This is a genomic window from Thalassobacillus devorans MSP14, from assembly GCF_000496835.1.
GTDB lineage: Bacteria > Bacillota > Bacilli > Bacillales > Halobacillaceae > Thalassobacillus > Thalassobacillus devorans_B.
The window spans coordinates 1,760,957-1,784,993 of record NZ_KI543236.1 but is presented as its reverse complement, the minus strand read 5'-3'; the positions used below and the strand labels follow the sequence as shown (position 1 = coordinate 1,784,993).

Here is a 24,037-nt window from a genome sequence, read left to right as displayed (position 1 = left end):
TATTATCTGTTCAACGGAGTGATCAACTATGCAACAAGATGCTATTAAGCAAAGCCATTTCATATACTGGGCTTCAGGTATTGTCTCGATTTGTGGAATCATATTTGAGGTGTTATTTGGGGCTTTGGGCTCTTATATATTGGGAGATGGTGTAAAACAATATACTTTGACAATCAGCCTGTTTCTGACAGGAATGGGAATAGGTGCGTCTCTCAGTGAAAGAGTGATGAAGCGTTTGATCATAGCTTTTATCTGGATCGAGTTCATGGTAGCTTTAATCGGTGGTTTTTCAAGCTTCATGATGTTTGGCATGACTTCATTCGCGCCAGATGGCACTGATGCATTATTTTTATATTCGGTGACATTGGTTGTCGGTGCGTTGACTGGACTTGAACTCCCTATCCTAATCCGGAAAGCGAATGATATAGGAGTAGAATTAAATCGCAGTACAGCTCGTGTATTATTTTCAGACTATGCGGGAGGGCTTATCGGCGGGCTTTTGTTCGTTTTCTTGCTCCGCCCGCATCTCGGGATGGTAAAAAGTGCATTTTTCGTAGGAGTAATCAATTTATCAGTGGCATTGGCTGTCCTTTATTTATTTCGTAAAGAAATTGCCAGGTTAAAGGTACATATCGTGGCAGGGGCCATCATCGGCCTGCTATTGCTGACGGGCCTCTTCTTTGGAGAGGAAATGGCGTTTTCCTTTGAACAGAAGTTATATAAAGATCCGATTATTTATAACGAAAATAGCGCCTATCAGAAAATAGTGCTAACTAAAGAACAAGGAGACACGCGTTTGTACCTCGATGGATCCCTGCAATTCAGTTCCTCTGATGAATACCGTTACCATGAGACGCTCGTCCACCCTCCGATGTCAGCGGCTGAGCAGGCAGAAAATGTTTTGGTCCTTGGAGGAGGCGATGGTCTTGCAGTCCGGGAATTATTGAAATACAAACAACCAGAAGAAATCACACTTGTTGATTTGGACCCTGCTGTTACTGAGCTGGCCAATACAAATTACCATTTACTCCAGCTAAATAAAGGTGCATTGAAAGATGAAAAAGTAACGGTATATAACGAGGATGCCTTTGAGTTTCTGGAGAAGGATGAGGGATTTTACGATGTTATCATCATCGACCTTCCTGATCCAAACAATGAAAGCCTGAATAAATTGTATACGCGCGAATTTTATTCCCTTATCAGGAATCATCTTCGTCCAGGTGGAGCAGCAATGATTCAGGCGACAAGCCCTGTTTTTGCTACGGAAGTCTACTGGACGATTGATGAAACGATTCGCTCCACAGGATTAAAGACGGAAAACTTCCACCTTGATATTCCGAGTTTCGGTAATTGGGGTTTTATCATGGCATCGCGGGAAAAGGTTGAACTGGAAGATCTCGATATTTCTGTTGAGACAAAGTATCTCACCGAAGATCTTCTCCATGCTTTTACCGTGTTTGGAAAAGATGAAGATAGGGAAATAATCAACCGGAAAGGGGATAAGGTTCCCTTAAAACCCAATACATTGATCGACCCTCATTTAATTGAAAAATACGAGCAGGCTTGGGATAATTACTAGTGAGACTATTGTAAATTTACGAACGAAGGAGAGGATAGTGTGAAAGCAACATATCATGGTCATTCAGTCGTAAAAGTAGAAGTAAACGGAAAAACAATTTTGTTCGACCCGTTCATTTCCGGGAATGGAAACACGGATCTCCACGCTGATGAAGTTAAAGCAGATGTCATCCTTTTGACCCATGGTCATAACGATCATGTTGGGGATACGGTGGATATCGCTAAGCGAAATGATGCCCTGGTGGTAGCTCCGTTCGAGTTGGCAGAATACCTTGGTAATAAGGGTGTGAATGCTCATCCGATGTATATTGGCGGCTCTCATGAGTTCGATTTTGGTAAAGTGAAATTTACCCAGGCATTTCACGGCTCTTCTTACACCGAAGAGGATGGAACCACCGTCTACACTGGTATGCCGACTGGTATTTTACTGACGGTTGAAGGGAAAACTATTTTTCATGCAGGGGATACCGGATTGTTCAGTGATATGAAGATGATTGGTGAAATGAATGATATTGAACTGGCTTTCCTGCCAATCGGAGATAATTTCACAATGGGACCAGACGATGCTTTAGTCGCAGCGAAGTGGCTGGATGCTAAACAGGTTGTTCCTATCCACTATAACACCTTCGATTTGATCAATCAGGATGGGAAAGCTTTCGCTGAAAAAGTGAGTCCCGGGACAGGTAAAGCGTTAGAAGTAGGCGAATCCATCGAATTATAATTTAGCCAGACCGTCACTTTTGGAAGTGGCGGTTTTTTAATGGCACTGTTAAATGTCATTGTTAACTTCACAATTAAAGCTCCCTATACCTGAAGACTCAGTTTCGAGAGAAACTGTTTCCGTTACGGTTGATAATTTCTGGAGGGCCGGGAAATCACTCGCTTTCCATGGGCGGACGGTGAGCTTCCTCAGGCTGCGCCTTCTTCGACTTTTCGGCCATTTAGTTGAATCAGAAGATAAGGCAATAAAAATGCGAATTGAAATTTTGAGCAAAAAATCAATTACCCCTTAGCTGGATTTTCTGTAAAAAATTGCAGGAAGACTGTAGCATCTGTATAATAACAATTAGATACATAAACACTAGTACAGTTAGAAAGAATGGTGAATGACAATGGCTACGAAACATGAACAGATTCTGCAATTTATTGAATCACTTTCCGTGGGCAATAAAATATCCGTACGCCAGATTGCGAAAGAATTGAATGTAAGTGAAGGAACCGCCTACAGAGCGATCAAAGAAGCTGAAAATCAAAGCCTGGTAAGTACGATTGAACGTGTCGGAACGATTCGCATAGAAAAGAAGAAGAAAGAGAACATTGAACGCCTCACCTTTGCAGAAATCATCAATATTGTAGACGGGCAGGTGCTGGGTGGCCGGGAAGGTTTATATAAGACATTGAACAAGTTCGTTATCGGAGCGATGAAGCTGGAAGCGATGATGCGTTATACAGAAGCTGGGTCGTTACTGATAGTCGGTAACCGGACGAATGCCCATGAATTAGCACTGAAAGAAGGAGCGGCAGTCTTGATTACCGGGGGGTTTGATACGGAAGAGCGTGTCAAAAAGCTGGCTGATGAAAAGAAATTGCCGATCATTTCAACAAGCTATGATACGTTTACTGTGGCAGCTATGATCAATCGGGCAATTTATGATCAGCTCATCAAAAAAGAAATCGTGCTTGTAGAGGATATTTATACTGCCTTTGAGCAATCTTATTATTTGAAAACGACAGATACCGTTGAAAACTGGCATGAATTGAATGAAGCCACTTCCCATAGCAGGTACCCGGTAGTCGACGCAAGCAATCGTGTAGTTGGGATGGTTACTTCAAAGGATGTTATTGGGAAAGACAGGAGTATAGTCATTGACAAAGTAATGACAAAAAACCCAATGACGGTGCAAACAAAAACATCTCTGGCCAATGCTGCTCACATGATGGTTTGGGAAGGCATTGAGATTATGCCGGTAGTGGACCAGTATCATAAATTGCAAGGTCTGATTTCCAGGCAGGATGTTTTAAAAGCGCTCCAGCACATTCAACGACAGCCACAGGTGGGAGAAACGATAGATGATCTGGTCAGCAAACAGGTGGAAGTAATCGGAGAAGAAGGAAATAATATGCTGTTTCAGGTTTCTGTAACTCCACAAATGACCAACCAGCTGGGAAGTCTTTCTTACGGGGTCTTCACCTCATTAGTGACGGAAGCAAGCAGCAGGTTGCTGCGAAAATATAAAAAAGGCGATTTGGTAGTGGAAAATTTAGCGATTTATTTTATCAAACCTGTTCAAATAGAGAGTGTTATTGAAATAAAACCGGAGATCATGGAAGTTGGCCGGAAGTTCGCTAAGGTAGACGTTGAACTTTATCATGAGAAGACATTGGTGGGGAAAGCCCTGTTAATGGCACAACTGATCGACCGTTGAGACAGCTGAAAGGCAGCGCTCCTATGCGCTGCCTTTTCTATCCTAATTCAGTTAGAAGCTGCTTCCTGTTGACGATACGCGTTTTTGTAATAGCGAGAGCTTTTAAAGCCGAAGTACATCTGCATGCCGCCTAATACAAGGAACACAAGACCAATATAAAGCGAGAGTTTTGTTTCATAAAAGAGATATTGATTAATACCAAAAAAGAATACAAAGCTTCCAAGACAAATTCTTGCTTTTCCATTGAAATAAAGCTGTGTCAATCTGTCCCTGGTCCGGGTTATATTTACTTTATAATAAATGTACAAAATAAGAGAAACGAGAATTAAAGTGGAAAATATCAGCATGAAATCTACTCCCTAAAGTTGTCTTAAATCAATTCTATTGTAGCTTGTTTTAATCAAATATGCTACCTGTTATTCGGTTTCTATGATTAAATAGTAAGTAAACACGCAAGGTAAGGAGTAATTATATGTGTAAAACAAAGATATTGGGAAAGATCAAAGAGTACGAGAAAGTCATCATTCACAGGCATGTAAGACCGGATCCTGATGCGCTGGGTTCTACCGGTGGCTTAAAGGAAATCATCCAGGCAAGTTTTCCGGAGAAGACGGTGCTGCTCACCGGGAAGGGAGACCCCTCTTTAAACTTTCTGGTTGGAATGGACCAAGTGACGGATCAGGATTATGAACAGTCCCTTGTAATTGTGTGCGATACTGCCAATCAAGCGAGGGTGGACGATCAACGTTACACACTGGGGAAAGAAGTAATTAAAATTGACCATCACCCAAATGTCGATCAGTATGGCGATATTCAATGGGTTGACACAGACTCCAGCTCCACAAGTGAATTGGTTTACGAATTTTACCTGGAATTTAAAAACCAGGGACTGAAGCTGACTGAGGCCGGGGCGCGTCTATTGTATGCGGGAATTGTTGGAGATACAGGCAGGTTCTTATTTCCAAGTACGACGACAAAGACATTGAAGTATGCGGCTGACTTGGTTCGTTATCCTTTTGACCGACCGGGTTTATATGATGGAATGTATAATACCAAAATGAATGTTGTCAGGCTGAAGGGTTATATTCTCCAGCATTTCACGGTATCATCATCCGGGTTGAGCACGATCAGCCTTACGAAAGATATCATGGAAGAGTATGGAGTGACTGTATTGGAAAGCAGCCAGTTAGTAGGTGTTCTTGGAGATGTGGAAGGAGTTCTTTCCTGGGCATTTTACGTAGAAGAGGAAGATGTTATCCGTGTACGATTACGATCGAAAGGTCCTGTTATAAACGGGGTTGCTGCCAATCATAATGGCGGAGGGCATCCAATGGCAGCTGGTGCTTCTGCACACTCCTGGGAAGAGACAGAAGCAATAACAGCTGAATTGGAAGAAGTATGCCGGCAGTATAAGCAGGAAGGATAATCAACAAAATAACCCTCCGAGCCTGAATGGGCTCGTGAGGGTCCACCTGTTAATGTTTCGACTCTACCGGATCTACTGGAATGAACCAGCAGCCTGTATCAGTGCGGTCGAAAAAGACATTGAGCTGGCGTCTGGCTACATCTCTTTTCATTAGACGGATGAGTTCATCAGTTTCTGCGTATGCGGTGTAACCGTTCATAAGCTGTGCAATCTTTTCCTCCACCAGACGATGACGGTCCATAATCAACATATCACTCACCCCTTTGGTTTGTATTGCTATTTATCTAACTATATTGTATAAAATCCAACAACGTTTCGCTACATTTTTCTGAAAATTTCATCATTTTGTCATATTTTATTTTTTCTTAGTCAAGTATCTATGGATATACTTAACTCGAAACTGAGTTGTGTGTATATAATAAGTTGGACAACTTCTACCTGATAGGTAAAATCATCAATCCTGAACCTTTTGTTCTCTATTGCTTTGATCAGCAAATCGCGGTTTTTGCCAATTTCCTCTACATTTTTACCTATGACATTTTCTATTTCGTGTTTGATCAAAGTTTCTAGTTGGTGTTTGGTCAAACGGTCCAGTTGCAGGCGCTTATCATTTGTAAAGGCTATCTCTATTTGTTGGACAGTGAACTGTTTTTCTTCCTCTTCCTGTGTGTTCAATAACCCTTCATAAGCAGATTCAAGCTCAGTCAACTTCCCTCTTAAACGAATGTTCTCCTCCACCCAGTGTTCAAGTAAACTGCCACTTACGTATAGTAATAATCCATAAGCTATGATGGCTCCTGCAATTACCCCGGCAAAAAAACGCTGCCACCCTCTCCGCTTATAATATGTGGGAATGTGCATCATGTGATATCCTCTTGCAAAATCCATTGAAAAAATAACAGCGCTGTTTTTACGCCCCCCATGGCAGCAATAATGACCATAATTTGTTTGAATATATCAAAGGTTGACCCATCAAAAATACCTTTTTCAAAACGTGCGATCGTATCAAATGTGCCGCCAATTGCAGCAACGATCGCCCAAATCCTTAACCCTTTTGAAATTCGTACCATCGAAGTATATGGCGCCTCTCCAGTTAAAAGACTGCCAAGACTACCAAGAAATGCACCACCGACCATAACACCAAATGCAATGAAAAAAACATGGATCATGGAAACAATCAATCGTTCTTCCACAATTACCAACCCTCTCTTGCCTTCTTACCAGCTGGACTAATGTATTTCTATTAAATATATGAAATCATGAGACAAGGTATGCGGTGTGGTTTCATTCCCTTATGGCAATCAGCTATAATATAGATAAGGAAGAAAGGTGATCAGAATGTCGTATACGCATTTGCAAGTCCGCAGCGGTTATAGTTTGATGAAGAGCAGTATAACCATTCAGAAATTAGTTCAGACAGCAAAGCAAAAAGGGTTCACCTCTCTAGCTTTGACGGATGAGGGGGTCATGCATGGTGCCGTTGAATTTTACCAGGCATGTATAAAAGAAGGGATCAAACCGATTCTCGGTATGATAATCAAAGTGGATACAAATGACCAGGCATTTTCCCCTGTATTATTAGCGAAGAATTTTTCAGGATATAAAAATTTGCTGAAATTGAGCAGCTACATACAGTCAGAGGATAGTAAAAAGGTAGATTTAGAGTTCTTACATAACTATACGTCCGGAGTAATTTCGGTTTTGCCTGCTGGGGGATCACCAGTGGCCCACTATCTGGAAACTGGTAATGACAATGCTGCTCACGATTTTCTGACCGAATGGTCCGCTATTTTTGAGCCCTCAAGTGTTTATTTAGGTATCGAGGATCATAATCTCGAGCGGGAGCGCAGGCTTCATGATAAGTTGAGACAGTTCGTAACAGCCCATGGTGCCAGAGCTGTAGCGTTACAAGATGTACGTTATCTCCAACAGGAAGATGCCCAGGCTTTTGATTGCTTAACAGCGATGAGAGAAGGCAGAAGGTGGTCTCCCGGGGATATGAAGATAGAAAATAAGGAACGGCATTTACGGACAGCCGTGGAAATGCAGCAGCTATTTTCAGACTGGTGGCCTGATATATTAACAGAAACAGAACGACTTGCTGACCAATGCAGGGTAGATTTACCACTGAATGAGCATCGAATCCCTTCTTATCCAGTTCCTGAAGGGAAGACTGCTGATGAGTATTTAAAAGAAATCTGTGATCAGGCAATAGAAGAATTAGAAGATGGGGAAAGAGCACAGGCAGCTAAACGTCTGGAGTATGAATGGCAGGTTATCACTTCCATGAACTTCAGTGATTACTTCCTGATTGTATGGGACTTTGTCACCTATGCGAAACAGCAAAATATCAAAGTGGGGCCAGGGCGGGGATCGGCTGCTGGTTCACTGGTTGCTTATTTATTAGGGATTACAGAAGTGAATCCACTACGTTATGATTTACTCTTCGAAAGGTTTCTAAACCCTGAACGTATATCAATGCCCGACATCGACATTGACTTTTCCGATCATCGAAGAGATGAAGTGATTCAGTATGTAACTAAAAAATATGGAACGGATCATGTTGCCCAAATCATCACATTTGGCACGTTTGCGGCAAGGAGTCTGTTACGGGAACTATTCAAAACGATTGGTATTGATCAACAGGATGCAGCATTTATTTTAAAAGAGTTCTCTGTCAGCAGTGACAAAACGATAGTAGGAACCGTTAAGCAATCGGAAGAATTGGCTATGTACCTACGCCAGTCCCCAAAGCTTCAATTGCTATTTAAAATCGCCGCCAAGCTGGAAGGATTGCCGAGGCATACATCGACCCACGCGGCTGGAGTAGTGATTAGTGAAGCTCCACTTACGGAAGATGTTCCATTGATGGCAGGCCATGAAGGCGTCCCTCTTACCCAGTATGCCATGGGAGATTTAGAAACCATCGGTTTGTTGAAAATGGATTTCTTAGGGTTACGTAACCTGACTCTTTTAGAGCGGATTGAAGCTAATATTATCCGCTCTTCACGGCGTGATTTTTCTCTTGATTCGATTCCTTACGAAGATGATGCTACCTACCAATTATTGAAAGAAGGCAGGACGAATGGGGTTTTCCAATTAGAATCCCAGGGGATGAAGGGCGTACTTCAAAAATTAAAACCGAATCGTTTTGAAGATGTAGTAGCTGTTAACGCTTTGTACCGCCCAGGTCCGATGGAGTATATTTCTGTCTATATCGACCGAAAACACGGTAGAGCCTCTGTGGTATACCCCCATCCTGATGTAGAACCAATTTTAGAGAAAACTTTTGGTGTACTGGTATACCAAGAGCAAATCATGCAGGTAGCCAGTCAAATTGCCGGGTTCTCGCTGGGACAGGCCGATGTTTTAAGAAGGGCTGTCAGTAAAAAAAAGCAGGAGTTGATTGCGGAACAACAAGCGGCTTTTCTTGAAGGTGCAAAGAGAAATGGGTATGAGGAGGAAGTTGCTAAAGAGATATACCAATGGATCGTCAAGTTTTCTAACTATGGATTCAACCGCAGCCACGCTGTGGCTTACAGTATGATTTCCTATCAACTTGCTTTTTTGAAAGCTCACTATCCCGCCTACTTCCTTGCAGAGCTGATGAATTCCAATGCTGGCAATCACGAAAAACTGGCAGCATATATCCGGGAAGCGAAAGAGTCCGGCGTGAAAGTAGCAGCGCCATCAATCAATACTAGCTATGCTGGTTTCCGGGTGAAAAATGGAAACATCCAGATGGGGTTATTATCAATTAAAGGCGTAGGTTTTCAAGCGGTGCAAGAGATAATAGATGCACGAAAGCAAGCGGCTTTTAAAAATATTTTTGACTTTTGTTTAAGAGTGCCGATGAAAGCTGTGAATCGACAAGTGATTGAATCATTGATCCTGGCAGGTGCTTTTGATGAAACGCACGCTAATCGTGCAAGTTTGCTTGCCAGTATCGATCAGGCGATAGAACAAGGGGAGTTGTTCAAGGAGTTCGATGATCAGCCTTCCTTTTTCCAGGATGATTTAATGCTGGATGTCAATTATGTAGAAACCGAACCATTTTCTCAGCTCAAACAGCTTACAATGGAAAAAGAAGTCCTCGGTACGTACATGTCAAGCCATCCCTTGGAAAGTTATCGAAAAGGGCTCCGGGCAAGCGGTTTTATTACTTTGACTCAAATAGAATCGTTAAAGCAGAAGAAAAATTTGAAATCCTGTGGAGTAGTTGATCAGATTAAGCAAATCAGAACCAAGCGCGGTGACCCAATGGCTTTCATAACCATAAGCGACGAAAATGGAGAGGCGGAGGCCGTCATTTTTCCTGAATTATACCGTAAAGTCAGACCCTGGCTGCAGGAAGAGATGCTTATCCGTTTTGAAGGAAATATAGAAAACAGAAAAAATAAGTTGCAATGGCTGCTTTCTACTATTGAGCCACTTTCTGAAGACAGTATCGATAATGGAGATGATACGGAGAGAAAGCTGTTTATACAGTTGACAGAACAAGAGGAATTTGACGCTTTACAGGCAATTAGACAAGTTGCCGAACATTTCCCAGGTAATACCCCTGTTATCGTCCACCATGCAAAAAAAGGAAAAACTTATCAATTATCGAGTGATTATTATCTGAACCTTTCCAGGGATTGTTTACATGCCTTACATGATTATTTTGGTAAAGAATCTGTCGTTCCTGCTTCAACTAAATGATAAATGAGCTCAGCATCCATGCTTTGGTATGCCGGGCTCGTTTTCTCTTTTATGCTCTCCCGGTTGGAATGGTATAACAAACAGAGACAAGTAAATGCAAATGAGAGGAAACAGGAGTTCGAAAGTTATTTACAGGGATGTAAAGGATGTTGCTTTACACCTATTTATCATCTGTTATAATTAAGGAGTCTAACTATGGTGGTCAGACCACTTTGATTTATCTATAAATTATCCATATTTACTGTTTATAAAGGAGCGGTTTCAGGTGTCAAATTTAAGAGATGAGGCATTACACATCCATCGTGTCAATAAAGGAAAATTAGCAACCCATTCTAAAGTACCTATAAAAAACGCTAAAGATCTCAGCCTTGCTTATTCTCCAGGAGTTGCAGAGCCTTGTAAAGAGATTTATGACCATAAAGAATCGGTTTATGATTATACCATGAAAGGGAATATGGTAGCTGTCGTAAGTGATGGTTCAGCTGTATTGGGGTTAGGGAATATCGGCCCGGAGGCTTCATTGCCAGTCATGGAAGGTAAAGCAGCGTTATTTAAAAGTTTTGCCGGCGTAGATGCTTTCCCAATCTGTCTGGACACGCATAATGTGGATGAAATCGTAAATACTGTGAAGCTGATGGAACCTACATTCGGGGGCGTAAATCTGGAAGACATCGCCGCTCCTAACTGTTTTATTATTGAAGAGAAATTGAAAAAAGAAACGAACATTCCAATTTTCCACGATGATCAGCATGGGACAGCCATTGTAACCGTGGCAGGATTAATGAATGCTTTAAAAATTGTCGGAAAGTCCTTCTCCGATATAAAAGTAGTGGCGAATGGGGCAGGAGCCGCTGGCATAGCCATTATCAAGCTGTTATATCATTTTGGTGTACGTGACATAATCATGTGTGACTCCAAAGGAGCCATCTTTGAGGGGCGCAATTATGGCATGAACAATGTGAAAGATGAAATTGCAAAAATCACCAATAAAGATAAACAAGAGGGGTCCCTGGAAGAAATAATGACAGATGCTGATGTATTCATCGGTGTATCTGTCGGCGGGTTGTTATCAAAAGAAATGGTGGAGTCCATGAATGAGGATCCGATTATTTTTGCCATGGCCAATCCTGACCCGGAGATCATGCCGGAAGATGCAAAATCTGCAGGCGCACGTGTGATTGGAACAGGGAGATCGGACTTCCCTAACCAAGTGAATAATGTTCTCGCATTTCCAGGAATTTTCCGTGGTGCGCTTGATGTCAGAGCGACAAGAATCAATGAGAAGATGAAGATAGCGGCAGCTGAAGCAATTGCGTCACTTGTAACGGCTGAAGAATTGAACGAAGACTATGTCATTCCAGCTCCATTCGATGCACGAGTGGCACCGGAAGTAGCGGCAAGTGTGGCAAAAGCTGCGATGGAGTCCGGCGTAGCACGTCTTCATGTAGATCCTGAGGAAGTAGCTGAAAAAACGAGAAAACTTACCATGATTGATGAAGAAAATTAAGGGTATGGGAGAGAGTATGCCTTTCTTTCTCCCGCTTACATAAGTAAACCTGTTTCTTTAAATTTTGGGAATAATAACGATCAGGTGTTGGAGTAAAGGAGTGGCATTCCTGTGTCCGGGACTCAGACAGTAAAGGTATATGAAGAAGTACTACATCAAATAAAAATGTATATAGAACAACATCAGCTGGGTCCGGGAGACAAACTTCCCTCGGAACGCGAATTAAGTGAGCTTTTGAATGTGGGACGTTCTTCCATCAGGGAGGCTTTTCGTGCGCTTGAGTTGTTGGGATTGATTGAAACCAGACGAGGAGAAGGTACCTTTATGCGTACCTATCGACCGTATCATATGGTAGAATTACTATCGACATTCATATTGCATGAGGCCCGAACGAAAGAAGAGTTAGCAGCTGCTAAAATGATGCTGGAAATAGAAGTTATCCACCACGTGATGACAGCTGTGGAATCTTCCCATATTGAAGTTTTGCATAAAATTTTAAGCGATAACCAGCAAAGTGGGGCAAAGCTTCATCATGCTTTTTTTCAATATCTATTTGAGGTATCCGGTAACGAGTTATTAAACAGGATGTGGCAATTGATTGACGGTTTCGCCAATACCGTTCATGACTTCGACTTCCAGCCATCCTTTTACCATGATGTAATCGAAGGTATGGAAAAGAAAAATATAGATGAATTGCGGAGCTGGTATGAAAAAGGAATTAATTTGTCGAAAGAAAGTTGACTGGAAACGACAATAATTTTGTGCATCTTCCGCTACATTGGAATATAGAAGCTTTGTCCCAAAGGAGGAATAGCCTTGCTTAAAGATATATTTAACAAAAAACGCAAATATGCATCGATCCCAAGCCAGGAAGGCAAGCAGGAAGTACCTGAAGGTGTGATGCAGAAATGTCCTGGCTGCCATAAGATTTACTATAGAAAAGAACTGGAAAGAAACCTGAATGTCTGCCCTCATTGCGGCTACCATCATCAGCAAAACGCTTTTGAAAGAATCAAAAGTCTTGTTGAGGAGGATTCCTTCGAAGAGTGGGACAAGTATATGGTGTCCACTAACCCTTTAGGTTTTCCTGAATACGAAGCCAAGCTTGAAAAGGATCGCCAAAAGTCGGGGTTGAATGAAGCGGTTGTAACCGGTAAAGGGATGATTGGAAATAATGAAACAGCTATCGCGGTCATGGACGCCAGATTTCGTATGGGCAGTATGGGCTCGGTAGTTGGAGAAAAGATTGCTAATGCAATCGAACAGGCGCGTAAAGAAAAACTTCCCTTTATTATTTTCACAGCATCAGGTGGAGCCAGAATGCAGGAAGGTGTCCTGAGTTTAATGCAAATGACCAAGACATCTGTTGCTATCCAAAGGCTCCATGCTGATGGTGGGTTGATGATATCAGTAATGACTCACCCTACTACAGGAGGGGTATCAGCCAGTTTTGCTTCTCTTGGTGATTTTAACTTCGCAGAACCTGGAGCCTTAATCGGTTTTGCAGGCAGAAGAATTATTGAGCAGACCATTCGTGAAAAATTGCCAGATGATTTTCAGACGGCAGAATTCTTATTGAAGCACGGTCAATTGGATGGTGTAATCCACCGCCATGACCTTAAAAACAAGTTAGCAACTATTTTAAATATCCATAAACCAGGAGGTGAAAATTCGTGAAACAAGTGTTGGATTTTGAAAAGCCGGTGGTCGAATTGCGAGGTAAAATTGAAGAATTGAAAAGGCTCACCGAGGACAGTGAAATGGATCTCAGCCAGGAAATCGAAACTTTAGAGCAGCGGCTGGAAAACCTGGAAGAGGACGTCTACGACCGATTGACGCCCTGGAACCGTGTTCAATTAGCAAGACATCCTGAACGTCCGACCACTTTGGATTACATCCAGGCAATGTTTACGGATTTCATCGAGCTGCATGGCGACCGGTTATATGGAGATGATGAAGCGATTGTTGCCGGGATAGCTAAATATAAAGGTATGCCTGTAACAATAGTTGGTCATCAGCGAGGAAAGGATACAAAAGAAAACCTTCGCCGGAACTTCGGTATGCCACACCCGGAAGGTTACCGCAAAGCTTTACGTATGATGAAGCAGGCGGATAAATTCAATCGTCCGATTGTATGCTTTATTGATACGAAAGGTGCCTATCCCGGGAAAGCGGCTGAAGAAAGAGGACAGAGCGAGGCGATCGCTCGCAATTTGATGGAAATGGCCGGTCTTGAAGTTCCAGTTGTTTGTATCGTAATCGGGGAAGGTGGAAGCGGTGGTGCCCTGGCGCTTGGTGTGGGTGATCATATCCATATGCTTGAAAACTCCACTTATTCGGTAATTTCTCCAGAAGGAGCTGCTGCGCTATTATGGAAAGATTCCAATCTGGCACAACATGCAGCAGAGACGATGAAAATCACTTCCTATGATTTGAAAAAGCTGGGAATTATCGACACCGTCATTACAGAAATACGAGGAGGAGCACATCGGGATATTGAAGCTCAAGCGGCTAATATTGATAAAGTGCTCCAAAAATCTTTGGAAAGTTTGAAAAAATTGGGCAAAGATGAATTATTAGAAGCCCGATGGAAAAAATACAAACAAATTGGAGATTATACAGATCTTCCATTATAATTGAACGGGATTGTTCAATAGAGGAAAAGTCGCACTTTCGTATAAATGTGCGGCTTTTCGTATCTTCAGGGGCGGGTAGCGCTTTCATTAAAGTGACCTTTATCAACCCAGGTGTCATCTTGTTTGCCAAGCGTTTGTGCATCACGTATAATCTTTTTCGCAAACAGTCAAGCTTAATTGTGAAGGCTGCATAAACATAAAATTGTCACAGAAACGATGTTGCTATTGGTTAAGATTAGATTTATCTTGAGATGGGAACAAAAGAAGCAATGGAACCTATGAAAGAGGTGATTGGATATGAAAAAGATCGGAGTTTTGACTAGCGGGGGAGATGCCCCGGGCATGAATGCTGCAATTCGAGCGGTAGTGCGAAAAGCAATTTACCATAATGTGGAAGTGTATGGTATCAAATATGGCTACCAGGGATTGATCGATGGCAATATAGAAAAAATGGAACTAGGGTCAGTTGGGGATATTATCCAACGAGGCGGTACTAAGTTATATTCTGCGCGTTGCGAAGAATTCAAAACCGAAGAAGGACAGCAAAAAGGCATCGAGCAATTAAAGAAACATGGTATCGATGGTCTGGTTGTCATTGGAGGAGATGGTTCTTTCAGAGGGGCCAAGAAGCTCACTGAAAAAGGTTATCCATGTATCGGTGTACCAGGCACCATCGATAATGATATTCCGGGGACCGATTTCACGATAGGTTTTGATACAGCGCTAAATACGATTATTGAAGCTATTGATAAAATTCGTGATACGGCAACCTCACACGAGCGTACATACGTGATCGAGGTTATGGGAAGAGATGCGGGTGATTTAGCATTATGGGCCGGCTTGGCTGATGGTGCTGAAACTATTCTTGTGCCGGAACGTGAGGAGAATTTTGACGATGTTGTCCAGCGTTTGAAACGAGGACATGAACGAGGTAAGAAACACAGTATCATTCTTGTAGCAGAAGGCGTCGGCAGCGGCTTTGAATTTGGGCAGCGCATTAAAGAAGCAACGGACCTGGAGACAAGGGTGACTGTCTTAGGTCATACACAGCGCGGAGGTTCCCCTACTGCTGCTGACCGTGTTTTAGCAAGCAGATTAGGTGCGAAAGCTGTTGATATCCTGCTGTCTGGAAAAGCGGGCCGGATCGTCGGCATACAAAACAATCAATTGGTCGACCATGACATCATCGAGGCGTTGAACCAAAAACACTCCATTGATATGGAGATGTATCAATTATCTCAAGAACTATCTATATAAAATCATTAGCTAATGAGAATTTTAATGAGGAGGAAAATCATGATTAGAAAGACAAAAATCGTTTCGACGATTGGTCCAGCATCCGAACAGGTAGAAACGTTGACCAAGTTGATTGAGGCTGGAATGAATGTAGCACGACTTAACTTTTCTCATGGGGATTTCGAAGAACATGGTCAACGGATTAAAAATATTCGTGAGGCAGCCGGTAAGGCCAATAAAAATATAGCGATCCTCCTGGATACAAAAGGCCCTGAAATTCGTACAGGGGTTATGCGTGATGGCAGCGTGAAACTGGAACAAGGTGGTACCCTATACGTCAGTATGGAGGAAGTTGAAGGTACCAATGAACGTATTTCAGTCACCTACCCTGGTCTGATTGATGATGTCCATCAAGGGTCTAAAATTCTGCTGGATGATGGTCTGATTGAGTTACAAGTGGAAGAAGTTGATAAAGAAAATAATGAAATCAAAACAACTGTCTTGAATTCCGGCTTGTTGAAAACGAAAAAAGGTGTCAACGTACCTAATGTAAGTGTCAACCTTCCAGGGATTACGAAAAAGGACGCTAAAGATATTGAATTTGGCATTGAACAGGATATTGATTTCATCGCTGCCTCTTTTGTTCGCAGGGCTTCCGATGTACTGGAAATCAGAGAGCTCTTGGAAAAACACAATGCTACCCATATTCAAATCATTCCCAAAATCGAGAATCAGGAAGGGGTAGATAACATTGACGAAATACTTGCTGCCAGTGATGGGCTGATGGTTGCCCGTGGAGATCTTGGTGTTGAGATTCCGGCAGAAGATGTTCCATTGGTGCAAAAAAAATTGATTCGAAAATGTAATCAAGTCGGCAAGCCCGTCATTACTGCCACACAAATGCTTGACTCAATGGAACGTAACCCTCGTCCGACACGAGCAGAAGCATCTGATGTAGCTAATGCTATATTCGATGGTACTGATGCAATTATGCTATCGGGCGAAACTGCAGCAGGTAATTATCCGGTTGAAGCCGTGCAAACGATGAATAACATTGCGAAGAAGACAGAAACAGGACTTGACTATAAAGCGATTCTCCAGGAACGTTCGAAAACAAGCGATTTGACAATTACGGATGCTATCAGCCAATCCGTTACCCATACAGCAATTAACTTATCTGTTAATGCGGTTGTAGCACCAACGGAAAGTGGACATACGGCCCGGATGATATCGAAATATCGCCCGCAGGCTCCTATTGTTGCTATCACTTCCAATGAGCGTGTGCTACGATTGCTTTCACTGGTATGGGGTGTACATGGAGTGCTGGGTGAAAGGGCTGCTACCACCGATGATATGTTAGGGGAAGCGATAGATCGCGGCATTGCATCCGGCGTTGTCAAGCGCGGAGACCGTATCATCATTACCGCTGGCGTACCAGTCGGAGAAAGTGGTACAACTAACCTGATGAAAGTTCATGTTATTGGTGACGTGTTAGCGAAAGGTCAGGGTATTGGTCAAAGTTCTGCTTACGGCAGGGCAGTCATCGCCAAAAGCACCCAGGAAGCATTGGACAAAGTAGAAGAAGGCGATATTCTGGTCTCATATGGAACAGATAAAGATATGATGCCAGCAATAGAAAAAGCCGGAGGGCTCATTACCCAGGAAGGCGGTTTGACTTCACATGCTGCTGTAGTTGGGTTGAGTCTGGGAATACCTGTAATTGTTGGAGTGGAAGAAGCATTTGCTCTGATTAAGGACGGAGACGACCTGACCATTGATAGCTCACGTGGTGATATTTACAGCGGACATGCTGGTGTACTTTAAATAACTCAGAGGATGATATTGCAGAATCAGAGCAGTGTCATCCTTTTCTTTTTAGTTTATTGTGAGCTTGTCGTATAATAGAGAAAAAGACTGAACAAGAAAGGATCATGCCAATGTTTCGTTGGTTGTTATTATTCATATTAGTAGTTCCGGCTTTAGAAATCGGTTTGCTCGTATGGACCGGCAATATCATTGGTCCGTTATGGGTAGTACTATTGATCATACTGACGGGCGTCCTCGGGGCATGGCTTGCAAAACAACAAGGGTTGGAAACAATTTATAATTTCCGGCAATCTATGGCGAATGGGAGAGTGCCTCAAGATGCACTGCTTGACGGGGCTTGCATACTGGTAGGTGGTGCTGTATTGCTCACACCTGGATTTATCACAGATGCAATCGGTTTCCTTTTATTACTACCCCCGACGCGTGCTCCAATTAAACGATTGATACGCAAATTGATCAGACGGATGATGGATCGTGGAACCATTACGATATATCCGAAATGATTATTGTATCAAGCCAACTAGCACAGCTAGTTGGCTTGATTTTTTAATTGCAGGTAATAGCAGGGGTTTATTTAGGCTCAGTAATGTATCGCCAAATTTCCAGGAAAACACCTGCCTGATTGAGCGTATAAAGAATAACGAGTGTGACGGGACCGATAATCAACCCGGATAGTCCGAACAGTTGAAAACCCACGAACAATGCAATCAGTGTTAACAGAGGATCCAAACCGATAGTTGTGGAAAGGATTTTCGGTTCAATCATCTGGCGTTGAATGATTACCAGCATGTAAAGAAGAGAAAGACTGATCGTCAAGAAGTGGTTGCCGGCTACAAACATATAAATGATCCATGGAATGAATACCAATCCGGTCCCAAGGTATGGCATTAAATCGACAACACCAGTCAGAATTGCAATGGTGATAGCATGTTCAACTTTTAAAAAAAGTAAACCGATTAAAACTGTCAGACCTGTAATAGAAATCAAGATTACTTGTGCTTTGATGAAGCCGAATAAAGCCTGCTTTAATCCCAGTAGAACTTCAGAGAATGAAGAGACTACTTTGGCTGGTAAGCTCTTAGATAGTTTGTCCGAGAATTTGTGCCAGTCTTTGCTGATAAAAAATGTACCTAACAATGAGAAAGTCAAAACAGATACATAATTTGGCAATTCTTTGAGTAGTAATGGTATGCGTTGAAGCAGGTCTTGAAGTATGGCAGCTCCCTGGTGGGCTATTTTTTCGCCAAGTTCCTGGATATTACCAATAATGGCATCTTGTTGAGAAGGATCAAGGGTGCTTATGAAAGAGAGCAGTCGTTGGTAAAGTGGAATGATAGTAGAAGAGATGAATACTTGGATATAGTTTATAAGAGATTTGAAATGCTCAGGCACTTCTGCGGCCAGGTAGGCTGTTCCGTTTGCTATTTCCACCACTAATAAGATTAACAATCCAACGCATATACCAGCAATTGTCAGGATAACACTAAACACGGACAGCCCTCTCGGCAAATGTAGCCGCTGATGAAGAAAATTGACAATCGGGTTCATAAGGAAGGCGATACTAAAAGCAATCAAAAAGGGATAAGCATATTGAAATACATAATAGGCGAGTGTAAATGTGAACGATATAACCGACAAAACGATTAAAAAGCGCATCAATTTATTGAGGAATATCATGTCCATATGTCCGATCCTTCCTTGTAGTGATGAACTATAAATCAAGCTTTTACCTTGTCTATTACCATTCTTATTCTTAATTATGATAGGATATAATAAGAGTCTTTTTATCCAGTATATATTAGAGGTGAATAGCACATCTCACTCCCGTTTTAATTACCGTTACCAGGTCTTGCGGTAGTTTTTCAATGATGACAGGTCCTTTGCTTGCAGCTGTGCCTGCATTTACCCCCAAGGGCAAGCGACCGGTTACTTGTATTTGTATGAAAATTCAAAACAATACATAGATACACATCCTCATTAACAGGTGAATTCCGCCAAAATTCGGCTGAAAAATTCATAAAAATGATAAAATCTATTCAAATTAACCGGTTTCAATTCACATATTTTTTAGAATGTTTTATAATTAGCAGTGGGGATGATTTCCTATTCACATGGATAGCTTGTTGGTAAAGCGTTTTCTCGAATAAATGTATATTTAGAAAGCGTCATCAAAAATAAAGGAGAGAATGGGTATGACAGCAACTAAAGGTCTAGAAGGTATTATTGCAACACAATCAACTATCAGTTCCATCATCGATGATCAACTGACATATGTCGGCTATGATATTGATGATTTAGCAGAAAATTCAAGTTTCGAGGAAGTTATTTATTTATTATGGAATCAAAAGTTACCTAATGAACAAGAACTGAATTCATTCAAAGATGATCTTGCTTCTAACATGGAACTTCCTGCAGAAGTTATTGATCACCTTAAATCGTATGATTTATCTACTGTCCATCCGATGGCAGCTCTTCGTACGGCCGTATCCATGCTTGGCCTTTATGATTCAGAGGCGGATGAAATGGAAGAAAGTGCAAACAAACGGAAGGCTGTTCGTTTGCAGGCGAAAATTCCTACCATCGTTACGGCATTTGCGCGTCTTCGTAAAGGACAAGACCCAATCAGTCCGAAAAAAGACTTTAGCTTCGCGGCGAATTTCCTATACATGCTTAATGGAAAAGAACCGGAGGATATCGAAGTAGAAGCATTCAATAAGGCGCTTGTTCTTCACGCTGATCACGAGTTAAACGCCTCTACTTTTACAGCACGTGTATGTGTAGCCACATTATCTGATGTTTATTCCGGCGTTACAGCTGCAATCGGAGCGTTAAAAGGGCCTCTACACGGCGGAGCAAACGAGCGCGTAATGAAGATGCTTACAGAAATCGGCGAAGTGGACAATGCTGTTCCTTATATCAAAGAGAAATTAGCTAATAAAGAAAAAATCATGGGTATGGGCCATCGTGTTTATAAAAAAGGCGATCCACGAGCTAAATTTCTGAAAGAAATGTCCAAAGAATTGACCAAATTGACAGGTCACTCTAAATATTATGAGATGTCTATTAAAATAGAAGATTACATCAAAGAGGAAAAAGGTTTACCAGCCAACGTGGATTTCTATTCTGCTTCTGTTTATCACAGCCTGGGAGTCGATCATGACCTTTTCACACCAATCTTCGCAGTAAGCCGTATTTCCGGATGGCTGGCCCACATTCTTGAGCAATATGACAATAACCGTCTGATCCGTCCTCGTGCGGAATATGTAGGTCCGAAGGGGCAAACATATAAATCACTGGACCAGCGATAAACAGAAAGTTATAATTTTTTTGCAGGAAGGGAGTCCCTTAAGGGAAGACTCCCTTTACAAGTGGATTCTAATGGCTAGTCCTTTTTATTAATTATTATTTATCGTATGATAATTATGTAATCCACATACCAACAACATATTAGGAGGTAATGAGATTGGCACAAGCTGAAAAAATTACAGTAGAAAATGGAGTACTAAACGTACCTGACCGTCCGGTAATCCCATTCATTGAGGGTGACGGTATTGGCCCTGATATCTGGGCAGCTGCGAGCCGTGTAATCGAAGCAGCAGTGGATAAAGCATATAACGGAGAAAAGAGTATCGAGTGGAAAGAAGTTCTAGCTGGTCAAAAGGCTTATGATAAGACTGGTGAATGGCTTCCTTCTGAAACGTTAGATACAATCCGGGATTATAAAATTGCAATCAAAGGTCCTTTGACAACACCAATCGGTGGCGGTATCCGCTCATTGAACGTTGCGCTTCGTCAGGAACTGGACTTGTTCACATGCCTCCGCCCGGTACGCTGGTTCACAGGTGTTCCGTCCCCGGTTAAGCACCCTGAAGATACAGACATGGTCATTTTCCGTGAAAACACAGAGGATATCTATGCAGGTATCGAATGGCAAAAAGGAACACCTGAAGTGAAAAAGGTCATCGACTTTCTTCAAAATGAAATGGGTGTAAATAACATTCGTTTCCCTGAGACATCTGGTATCGGTGTCAAGCCTGTTTCAGAAGAAGGTACAAAACGTATCGTCCGTGCAGCTATTGAGTATGCTTTGAACGAAGGACGTAAAAACGTAACCCTGGTACACAAAGGAAATATCATGAAATTCACAGAAGGTGCCTTCAAAGCATGGGGATATGAAGTTGCGGAAGAAGAATTCGGAGATAAAGTATTCACGTGGCGCCAATATGATGAAATTGTGGAAAAAGATGGTAAAGATGCTGCTAACAAAGCACAAGACGAAGCAGAACAAGCAGGTAAGATTATCGTTAAAGATGCGATTGCTGATATCTTCCTTCAGCAAATTCTGACTCGTCCGAAAGAATTTGATGTTGTAGCTACAATGAACTTGAACGGAGACTATATCTCAGATGCACTTGCAGCACAAGTAGGTGGAATCGGCATTGCTCCCGGGGCGAACATCAACCAGGAAACTGGACATGCTATCTTTGAAGCAACACATGGTACTGCTCCAAAATATGCTGGCCAGGATAAGGTTAATCCATCATCCGTCATTCTTTCTGGTGTACTGATGCTGGAACATCTGGAGTGGAGAGAAGCAGCTAACTTGATTACCAAATCCATGGATAAAACTATCGGTAATAAAACAGTAACCTATGACTTCGCACGCATGATGGAAGGTGCTACAGAAGTTAAGACGTCTGAATTCGGCGATGCACTAATCAAAAATATGGACTAATCAAGCGATAGGGAAGGGGATTTTTATGGGAATCAAGCGTAAAAAGATCTCAGTTATCGGCGGTGGTTTTACAGGAGCTACAACAGCACTAATGTTAGGTCAAAAGGAACTGGGGGATGTAGTATTGGTCGATATTCCTGACATGGAAGATCCGACAAAAGGAAAAGCGCTGGACATGCTTGAAGCCAGTCCGGTTCAGGGTTTTGACTCGAAAATTATCGGTACATCCAACTACGAAGATACGAAAGAATCTGATTTAGTCATCATTACTGCCGGGATTGCGCGTAAACCTGGTATGAGCCGTGAAGATCTTGTAAATACCAACTCTAAAATCATGAAGAGTGTGACTAAAGAAATTGTCAAGTACTCACCAGACTGCCTTATTATCGTGCTCACGAATCCGGTAGATGCAATGACTTACTCTGTCTTCCAGGAAGCCGGGTTCCCGAAAAACCGTGTCATCGGTCAGTCAGGGGTGCTTGACACAGCACGATTCCGTACTTTTGTTGCGCAGGAATTGAATTTGTCTGTCAAAGACATTACCGGTTTTGTGTTGGGCGGCCACGGCGATGATATGGTTCCATTGATCCGTTACTCTTTTGCAGGTGGTATTCCACTAGAGAAATTGATCTCAAAAGATCGCCTGGATGCAATCGTAGAACGTACACGAAAAGGTGGCGGTGAAATCGTTAATCTGCTAGGCAACGGAAGTGCTTATTATGCGCCAGCAGCATCCTTAGTACAAATGGCTGAAGCTATTCTGAAAGATCAACGTCGAGTTATCCCTTCCATTGCTTATTTAGAAGGTGAGTATGGCTACAAGGGGATTTACCTTGGTGTCCCAACTATCCTTGGTGGAAATGGTATCGAAGAAATTATCGAACTTGATTTGACAGAGGAAGAAAAGGCTCAATTAGATAAATCTGCTGACTCTGTTAAAAATGTACTGAATATATTACAATAAAAGATAAGAGAGACCAGGATTCGGGGATCAGCCTCGAATCCTTTTTGTCAAACGAGAAGAAAGCGTTTACATTCAAGGGGGGCGACGGAATGATAGGGAAAAAACGAAAACTAGGGAAAAAAATTCATGAATTGAAATCAGGGGACAAATATACAGCTGAGAAGAGAATTGAAGATCGCGACCTTCTTATGTATTTGGGTTTGTCAGATGATGCTAATCCCCTTTATATCCAACATGATTATGCATCTCAAACACCATTCAAGCGTCCGGTAGTACCTACCGTTATGTTGCAGGGGATGGTTTCCTCCATGATATCCATGCAACTGCCTGGACCGGGCAGCCATATACTGCGCCAGGAGCTTGATTTTCCAAAGCCGGTCTACCATTATGCAGAAATCTCGTTTCATTTAGAGGTAGTGGAGATAGATGTTTCTCAACATAAAGTAACGATATCCGTACATGCCAAGGATGCAGAAGGGGATGAAGTGATCAAAGGAGTGATGGTGGTTTCTCCTCCTTATGAGCCAGAGTCCATGACTGCAAAATCCTTAGAAAACTTTTATTGATAGTTGAAACAAAAAAGGAAATCAAGCCTATTCAGGCTTGGTTCTTTTTTAAAGTTTTTCTTTTAATCGATACTTTATAAAAATAACATCTCATTGTGATTGGTAAGGGTCTATTAGAGAGTCAGCTCGCTTTCCTCAAGGAGGACGACAATTTGATTGGAATAGGAATCAAAGAGCAGGAAAACCTTTAAATATAAAAATGTTTTTTGTTATTATAAATCTCTCTCTATTGATATTACAGTTAAAGCTCCTTTTTGCTGAAGACTCAGTTTCGAGAGAAACTGTTTCCGTTATGGTGATAAGTGTTTGGAGGTCCGGGAAATCACTCGCTTTCCGTGGACATGTGGTGAGCTTCCTCAGGCTCCGCCTTGCGGGATCTCACCTATCATGTTCATCCCACAGGAGTCTCGCAATTTCCCGGCCCTCCTTGCTTTT

The 24,037-nt window shown here is 42.2% G+C and carries 21 protein-coding genes; 16 read left to right on the top strand and 5 right to left on the bottom strand.

From position 1 onward, the window contains the following. The first annotated feature begins 28 nt into the window (after positions 1 to 28). The 3 genes from P855_RS0110025 to P855_RS0110015 all read left to right on the top strand — a co-directional run bounded on the left by P855_RS0110025 (position 29) and on the right by P855_RS0110015 (position 4,004). On the top strand, positions 29 to 1,579 hold the full coding sequence (locus tag P855_RS0110025; protein WP_028783449.1) for a polyamine aminopropyltransferase: 1,551 nt from the start codon (positions 29 to 31) through the stop codon (positions 1,577 to 1,579). A 39-nt stretch (positions 1,580 to 1,618) separates the two neighbouring features. Further along, positions 1,619 to 2,299 carry a metal-dependent hydrolase gene (locus P855_RS0110020; RefSeq protein ID WP_028783448.1) on the top strand — a complete coding sequence of 227 codons (681 nt, stop codon included), beginning with the start codon at positions 1,619 to 1,621 and terminating at the stop codon, positions 2,297 to 2,299. A 391-nt stretch (positions 2,300 to 2,690) separates the two neighbouring features. Continuing rightward, a complete protein-coding gene (locus tag P855_RS0110015) occupies positions 2,691 to 4,004 on the top strand; it encodes a CBS domain-containing protein (RefSeq protein ID WP_028783447.1) in 1,314 nt (437 codons plus the stop codon). A 47-nt stretch (positions 4,005 to 4,051) separates the two neighbouring features. Here the strand turns inward: P855_RS0110015 and P855_RS0110010 are convergent, their stop codons facing one another. Further along, positions 4,052 to 4,351, bottom strand: a complete 300-nt coding sequence (locus P855_RS0110010) for a YtpI family protein (protein ID WP_028783446.1) — start codon at positions 4,349 to 4,351, stop codon at positions 4,052 to 4,054. A 125-nt stretch (positions 4,352 to 4,476) separates the two neighbouring features. Between P855_RS0110010 and P855_RS0110005 the strand changes: the two genes are divergently transcribed. Further along, positions 4,477 to 5,430: a DHH family phosphoesterase gene (locus P855_RS0110005; protein ID WP_028783445.1), complete on the top strand. Its 954-nt coding sequence runs from the start codon at positions 4,477 to 4,479 to the stop codon at positions 5,428 to 5,430. A 49-nt stretch (positions 5,431 to 5,479) separates the two neighbouring features. Here the strand turns inward: P855_RS0110005 and P855_RS0110000 are convergent, their stop codons facing one another. The 3 genes from P855_RS0110000 to P855_RS0109990 all read right to left on the bottom strand — a co-directional run bounded on the left by P855_RS0110000 (position 5,480) and on the right by P855_RS0109990 (position 6,623). After that, positions 5,480 to 5,680 carry a hypothetical protein gene (locus P855_RS0110000; protein ID WP_028783444.1) on the bottom strand — a complete coding sequence of 67 codons (201 nt, stop codon included), beginning with the start codon at positions 5,678 to 5,680 and terminating at the stop codon, positions 5,480 to 5,482. Positions 5,681 to 5,799: 119 nt separating this feature from the next. Then, positions 5,800 to 6,294, bottom strand: coding sequence for a sporulation membrane protein YtrI (ytrI, locus tag P855_RS0109995; protein ID WP_051353134.1), 495 nt, complete (start codon positions 6,292 to 6,294; stop codon positions 5,800 to 5,802). Continuing rightward, the gene (locus tag P855_RS0109990; RefSeq protein ID WP_028783442.1) at positions 6,291 to 6,623 is read right to left on the bottom strand and encodes a YtrH family sporulation protein; all 333 of its coding nucleotides are present in this window, start codon (positions 6,621 to 6,623) and stop codon (positions 6,291 to 6,293) included. Before P855_RS0109990 ends, ytrI begins: the two co-directional genes overlap by 4 nt. Positions 6,624 to 6,768: 145 nt before the next feature. On the opposite strand from P855_RS0109990, the gene dnaE reads away from it, so the two are divergent. The 8 genes from dnaE (at position 6,769) to P855_RS0109950 (ending at position 17,840) form a co-directional block, all read left to right on the top strand. Next, entirely contained in the window at positions 6,769 to 10,131 is a 3,363-nt protein-coding gene (dnaE, locus tag P855_RS0109985; protein WP_028783441.1) for a DNA polymerase III subunit alpha, read from the top strand. A gap of 265 nt (positions 10,132 to 10,396) precedes the next feature. After that, the gene (locus P855_RS0109980) at positions 10,397 to 11,638 is read left to right on the top strand and encodes an NAD(P)-dependent malic enzyme (protein ID WP_028783440.1); all 1,242 of its coding nucleotides are present in this window, start codon (positions 10,397 to 10,399) and stop codon (positions 11,636 to 11,638) included. Between the two features lie 111 nt (positions 11,639 to 11,749). Beyond that, on the top strand, positions 11,750 to 12,379 hold the full coding sequence (locus P855_RS0109975) for a FadR/GntR family transcriptional regulator (RefSeq protein ID WP_028783439.1): 630 nt from the start codon (positions 11,750 to 11,752) through the stop codon (positions 12,377 to 12,379). Between the two features lie 75 nt (positions 12,380 to 12,454). Continuing rightward, positions 12,455 to 13,315: an acetyl-CoA carboxylase, carboxyltransferase subunit beta gene (accD, locus tag P855_RS0109970; protein WP_028783438.1), complete on the top strand. Its 861-nt coding sequence runs from the start codon at positions 12,455 to 12,457 to the stop codon at positions 13,313 to 13,315. Beyond that, entirely contained in the window at positions 13,312 to 14,274 is a 963-nt protein-coding gene (accA, locus tag P855_RS0109965; RefSeq protein WP_028783437.1) for an acetyl-CoA carboxylase carboxyl transferase subunit alpha, read from the top strand. Before accD ends, accA begins: the two co-directional genes overlap by 4 nt. Positions 14,275 to 14,571: 297 nt before the next feature. Beyond that, on the top strand, positions 14,572 to 15,531 hold the full coding sequence (gene pfkA, locus P855_RS0109960; protein WP_028783436.1) for a 6-phosphofructokinase: 960 nt from the start codon (positions 14,572 to 14,574) through the stop codon (positions 15,529 to 15,531). Between the two features lie 39 nt (positions 15,532 to 15,570). Next, positions 15,571 to 17,334, top strand: coding sequence for a pyruvate kinase (gene pyk, locus P855_RS0109955; RefSeq protein ID WP_037985758.1), 1,764 nt, complete (start codon positions 15,571 to 15,573; stop codon positions 17,332 to 17,334). Positions 17,335 to 17,447: 113 nt separating this feature from the next. Further along, positions 17,448 to 17,840 (top strand): FxsA family protein, encoded by a 393-nt coding sequence (locus P855_RS0109950; protein WP_028783434.1) that lies wholly within the window; start codon positions 17,448 to 17,450, stop codon positions 17,838 to 17,840. A gap of 67 nt (positions 17,841 to 17,907) precedes the next feature. Here P855_RS0109950 and ytvI read toward each other — a convergent pair whose 3' ends face one another. Continuing rightward, a complete protein-coding gene (gene ytvI, locus P855_RS0109945; protein ID WP_028783433.1) occupies positions 17,908 to 19,020 on the bottom strand; it encodes a sporulation integral membrane protein YtvI in 1,113 nt (370 codons plus the stop codon). Between the two features lie 509 nt (positions 19,021 to 19,529). On the opposite strand from ytvI, the gene citZ reads away from it, so the two are divergent. The 4 genes from citZ to P855_RS0109925 all read left to right on the top strand — a co-directional run bounded on the left by citZ (position 19,530) and on the right by P855_RS0109925 (position 23,602). After that, positions 19,530 to 20,645, top strand: coding sequence for a citrate synthase (gene citZ / locus P855_RS0109940; RefSeq protein WP_028783432.1), 1,116 nt, complete (start codon positions 19,530 to 19,532; stop codon positions 20,643 to 20,645). Positions 20,646 to 20,800: 155 nt separating this feature from the next. After that, the gene (gene icd, locus P855_RS0109935; protein WP_028783431.1) at positions 20,801 to 22,072 is read left to right on the top strand and encodes an NADP-dependent isocitrate dehydrogenase; all 1,272 of its coding nucleotides are present in this window, start codon (positions 20,801 to 20,803) and stop codon (positions 22,070 to 22,072) included. A gap of 25 nt (positions 22,073 to 22,097) precedes the next feature. Then, the gene (gene mdh / locus P855_RS0109930) at positions 22,098 to 23,036 is read left to right on the top strand and encodes a malate dehydrogenase (RefSeq protein ID WP_028783430.1); all 939 of its coding nucleotides are present in this window, start codon (positions 22,098 to 22,100) and stop codon (positions 23,034 to 23,036) included. A gap of 89 nt (positions 23,037 to 23,125) precedes the next feature. Beyond that, positions 23,126 to 23,602 (top strand): MaoC family dehydratase, encoded by a 477-nt coding sequence (locus P855_RS0109925; protein ID WP_028783429.1) that lies wholly within the window; start codon positions 23,126 to 23,128, stop codon positions 23,600 to 23,602. The last annotated feature ends 435 nt before the right edge of the window (positions 23,603 to 24,037 follow it).

Excerpts from the sequence above, each read along its gene's own strand:
- P855_RS0110025 (WP_028783449.1), top strand. The coding sequence starts at position 29 with ATGCAACAAGATGCTATTAAGCAAAGCCATTTCATATACTGGGCTTCA.
- P855_RS0110015 (WP_028783447.1), top strand. The coding sequence starts at position 2,691 with ATGGCTACGAAACATGAACAGATTCTGCAATTTATTGAATCACTTTCC.
- P855_RS0110010 (WP_028783446.1), bottom strand. The coding sequence starts at position 4,351 with ATGCTGATATTTTCCACTTTAATTCTCGTTTCTCTTATTTTGTACATT.
- P855_RS0110005 (WP_028783445.1), top strand. The coding sequence starts at position 4,477 with ATGTGTAAAACAAAGATATTGGGAAAGATCAAAGAGTACGAGAAAGTC.
- P855_RS0110000 (WP_028783444.1), bottom strand. The coding sequence starts at position 5,680 with ATGTTGATTATGGACCGTCATCGTCTGGTGGAGGAAAAGATTGCACAG.
- ytrI (WP_051353134.1), bottom strand. The coding sequence starts at position 6,294 with ATGATGCACATTCCCACATATTATAAGCGGAGAGGGTGGCAGCGTTTT.
- dnaE (WP_028783441.1), top strand. The coding sequence starts at position 6,769 with ATGTCGTATACGCATTTGCAAGTCCGCAGCGGTTATAGTTTGATGAAG.
- pfkA (WP_028783436.1), top strand. The coding sequence starts at position 14,572 with ATGAAAAAGATCGGAGTTTTGACTAGCGGGGGAGATGCCCCGGGCATG.
- pyk (WP_037985758.1), top strand. The coding sequence starts at position 15,571 with ATGATTAGAAAGACAAAAATCGTTTCGACGATTGGTCCAGCATCCGAA.
- P855_RS0109950 (WP_028783434.1), top strand. The coding sequence starts at position 17,448 with ATGTTTCGTTGGTTGTTATTATTCATATTAGTAGTTCCGGCTTTAGAA.
- ytvI (WP_028783433.1), bottom strand. The coding sequence starts at position 19,020 with ATGGACATGATATTCCTCAATAAATTGATGCGCTTTTTAATCGTTTTG.
- citZ (WP_028783432.1), top strand. The coding sequence starts at position 19,530 with ATGACAGCAACTAAAGGTCTAGAAGGTATTATTGCAACACAATCAACT.
- mdh (WP_028783430.1), top strand. The coding sequence starts at position 22,098 with ATGGGAATCAAGCGTAAAAAGATCTCAGTTATCGGCGGTGGTTTTACA.
- P855_RS0109925 (WP_028783429.1), top strand. The coding sequence starts at position 23,126 with ATGATAGGGAAAAAACGAAAACTAGGGAAAAAAATTCATGAATTGAAA.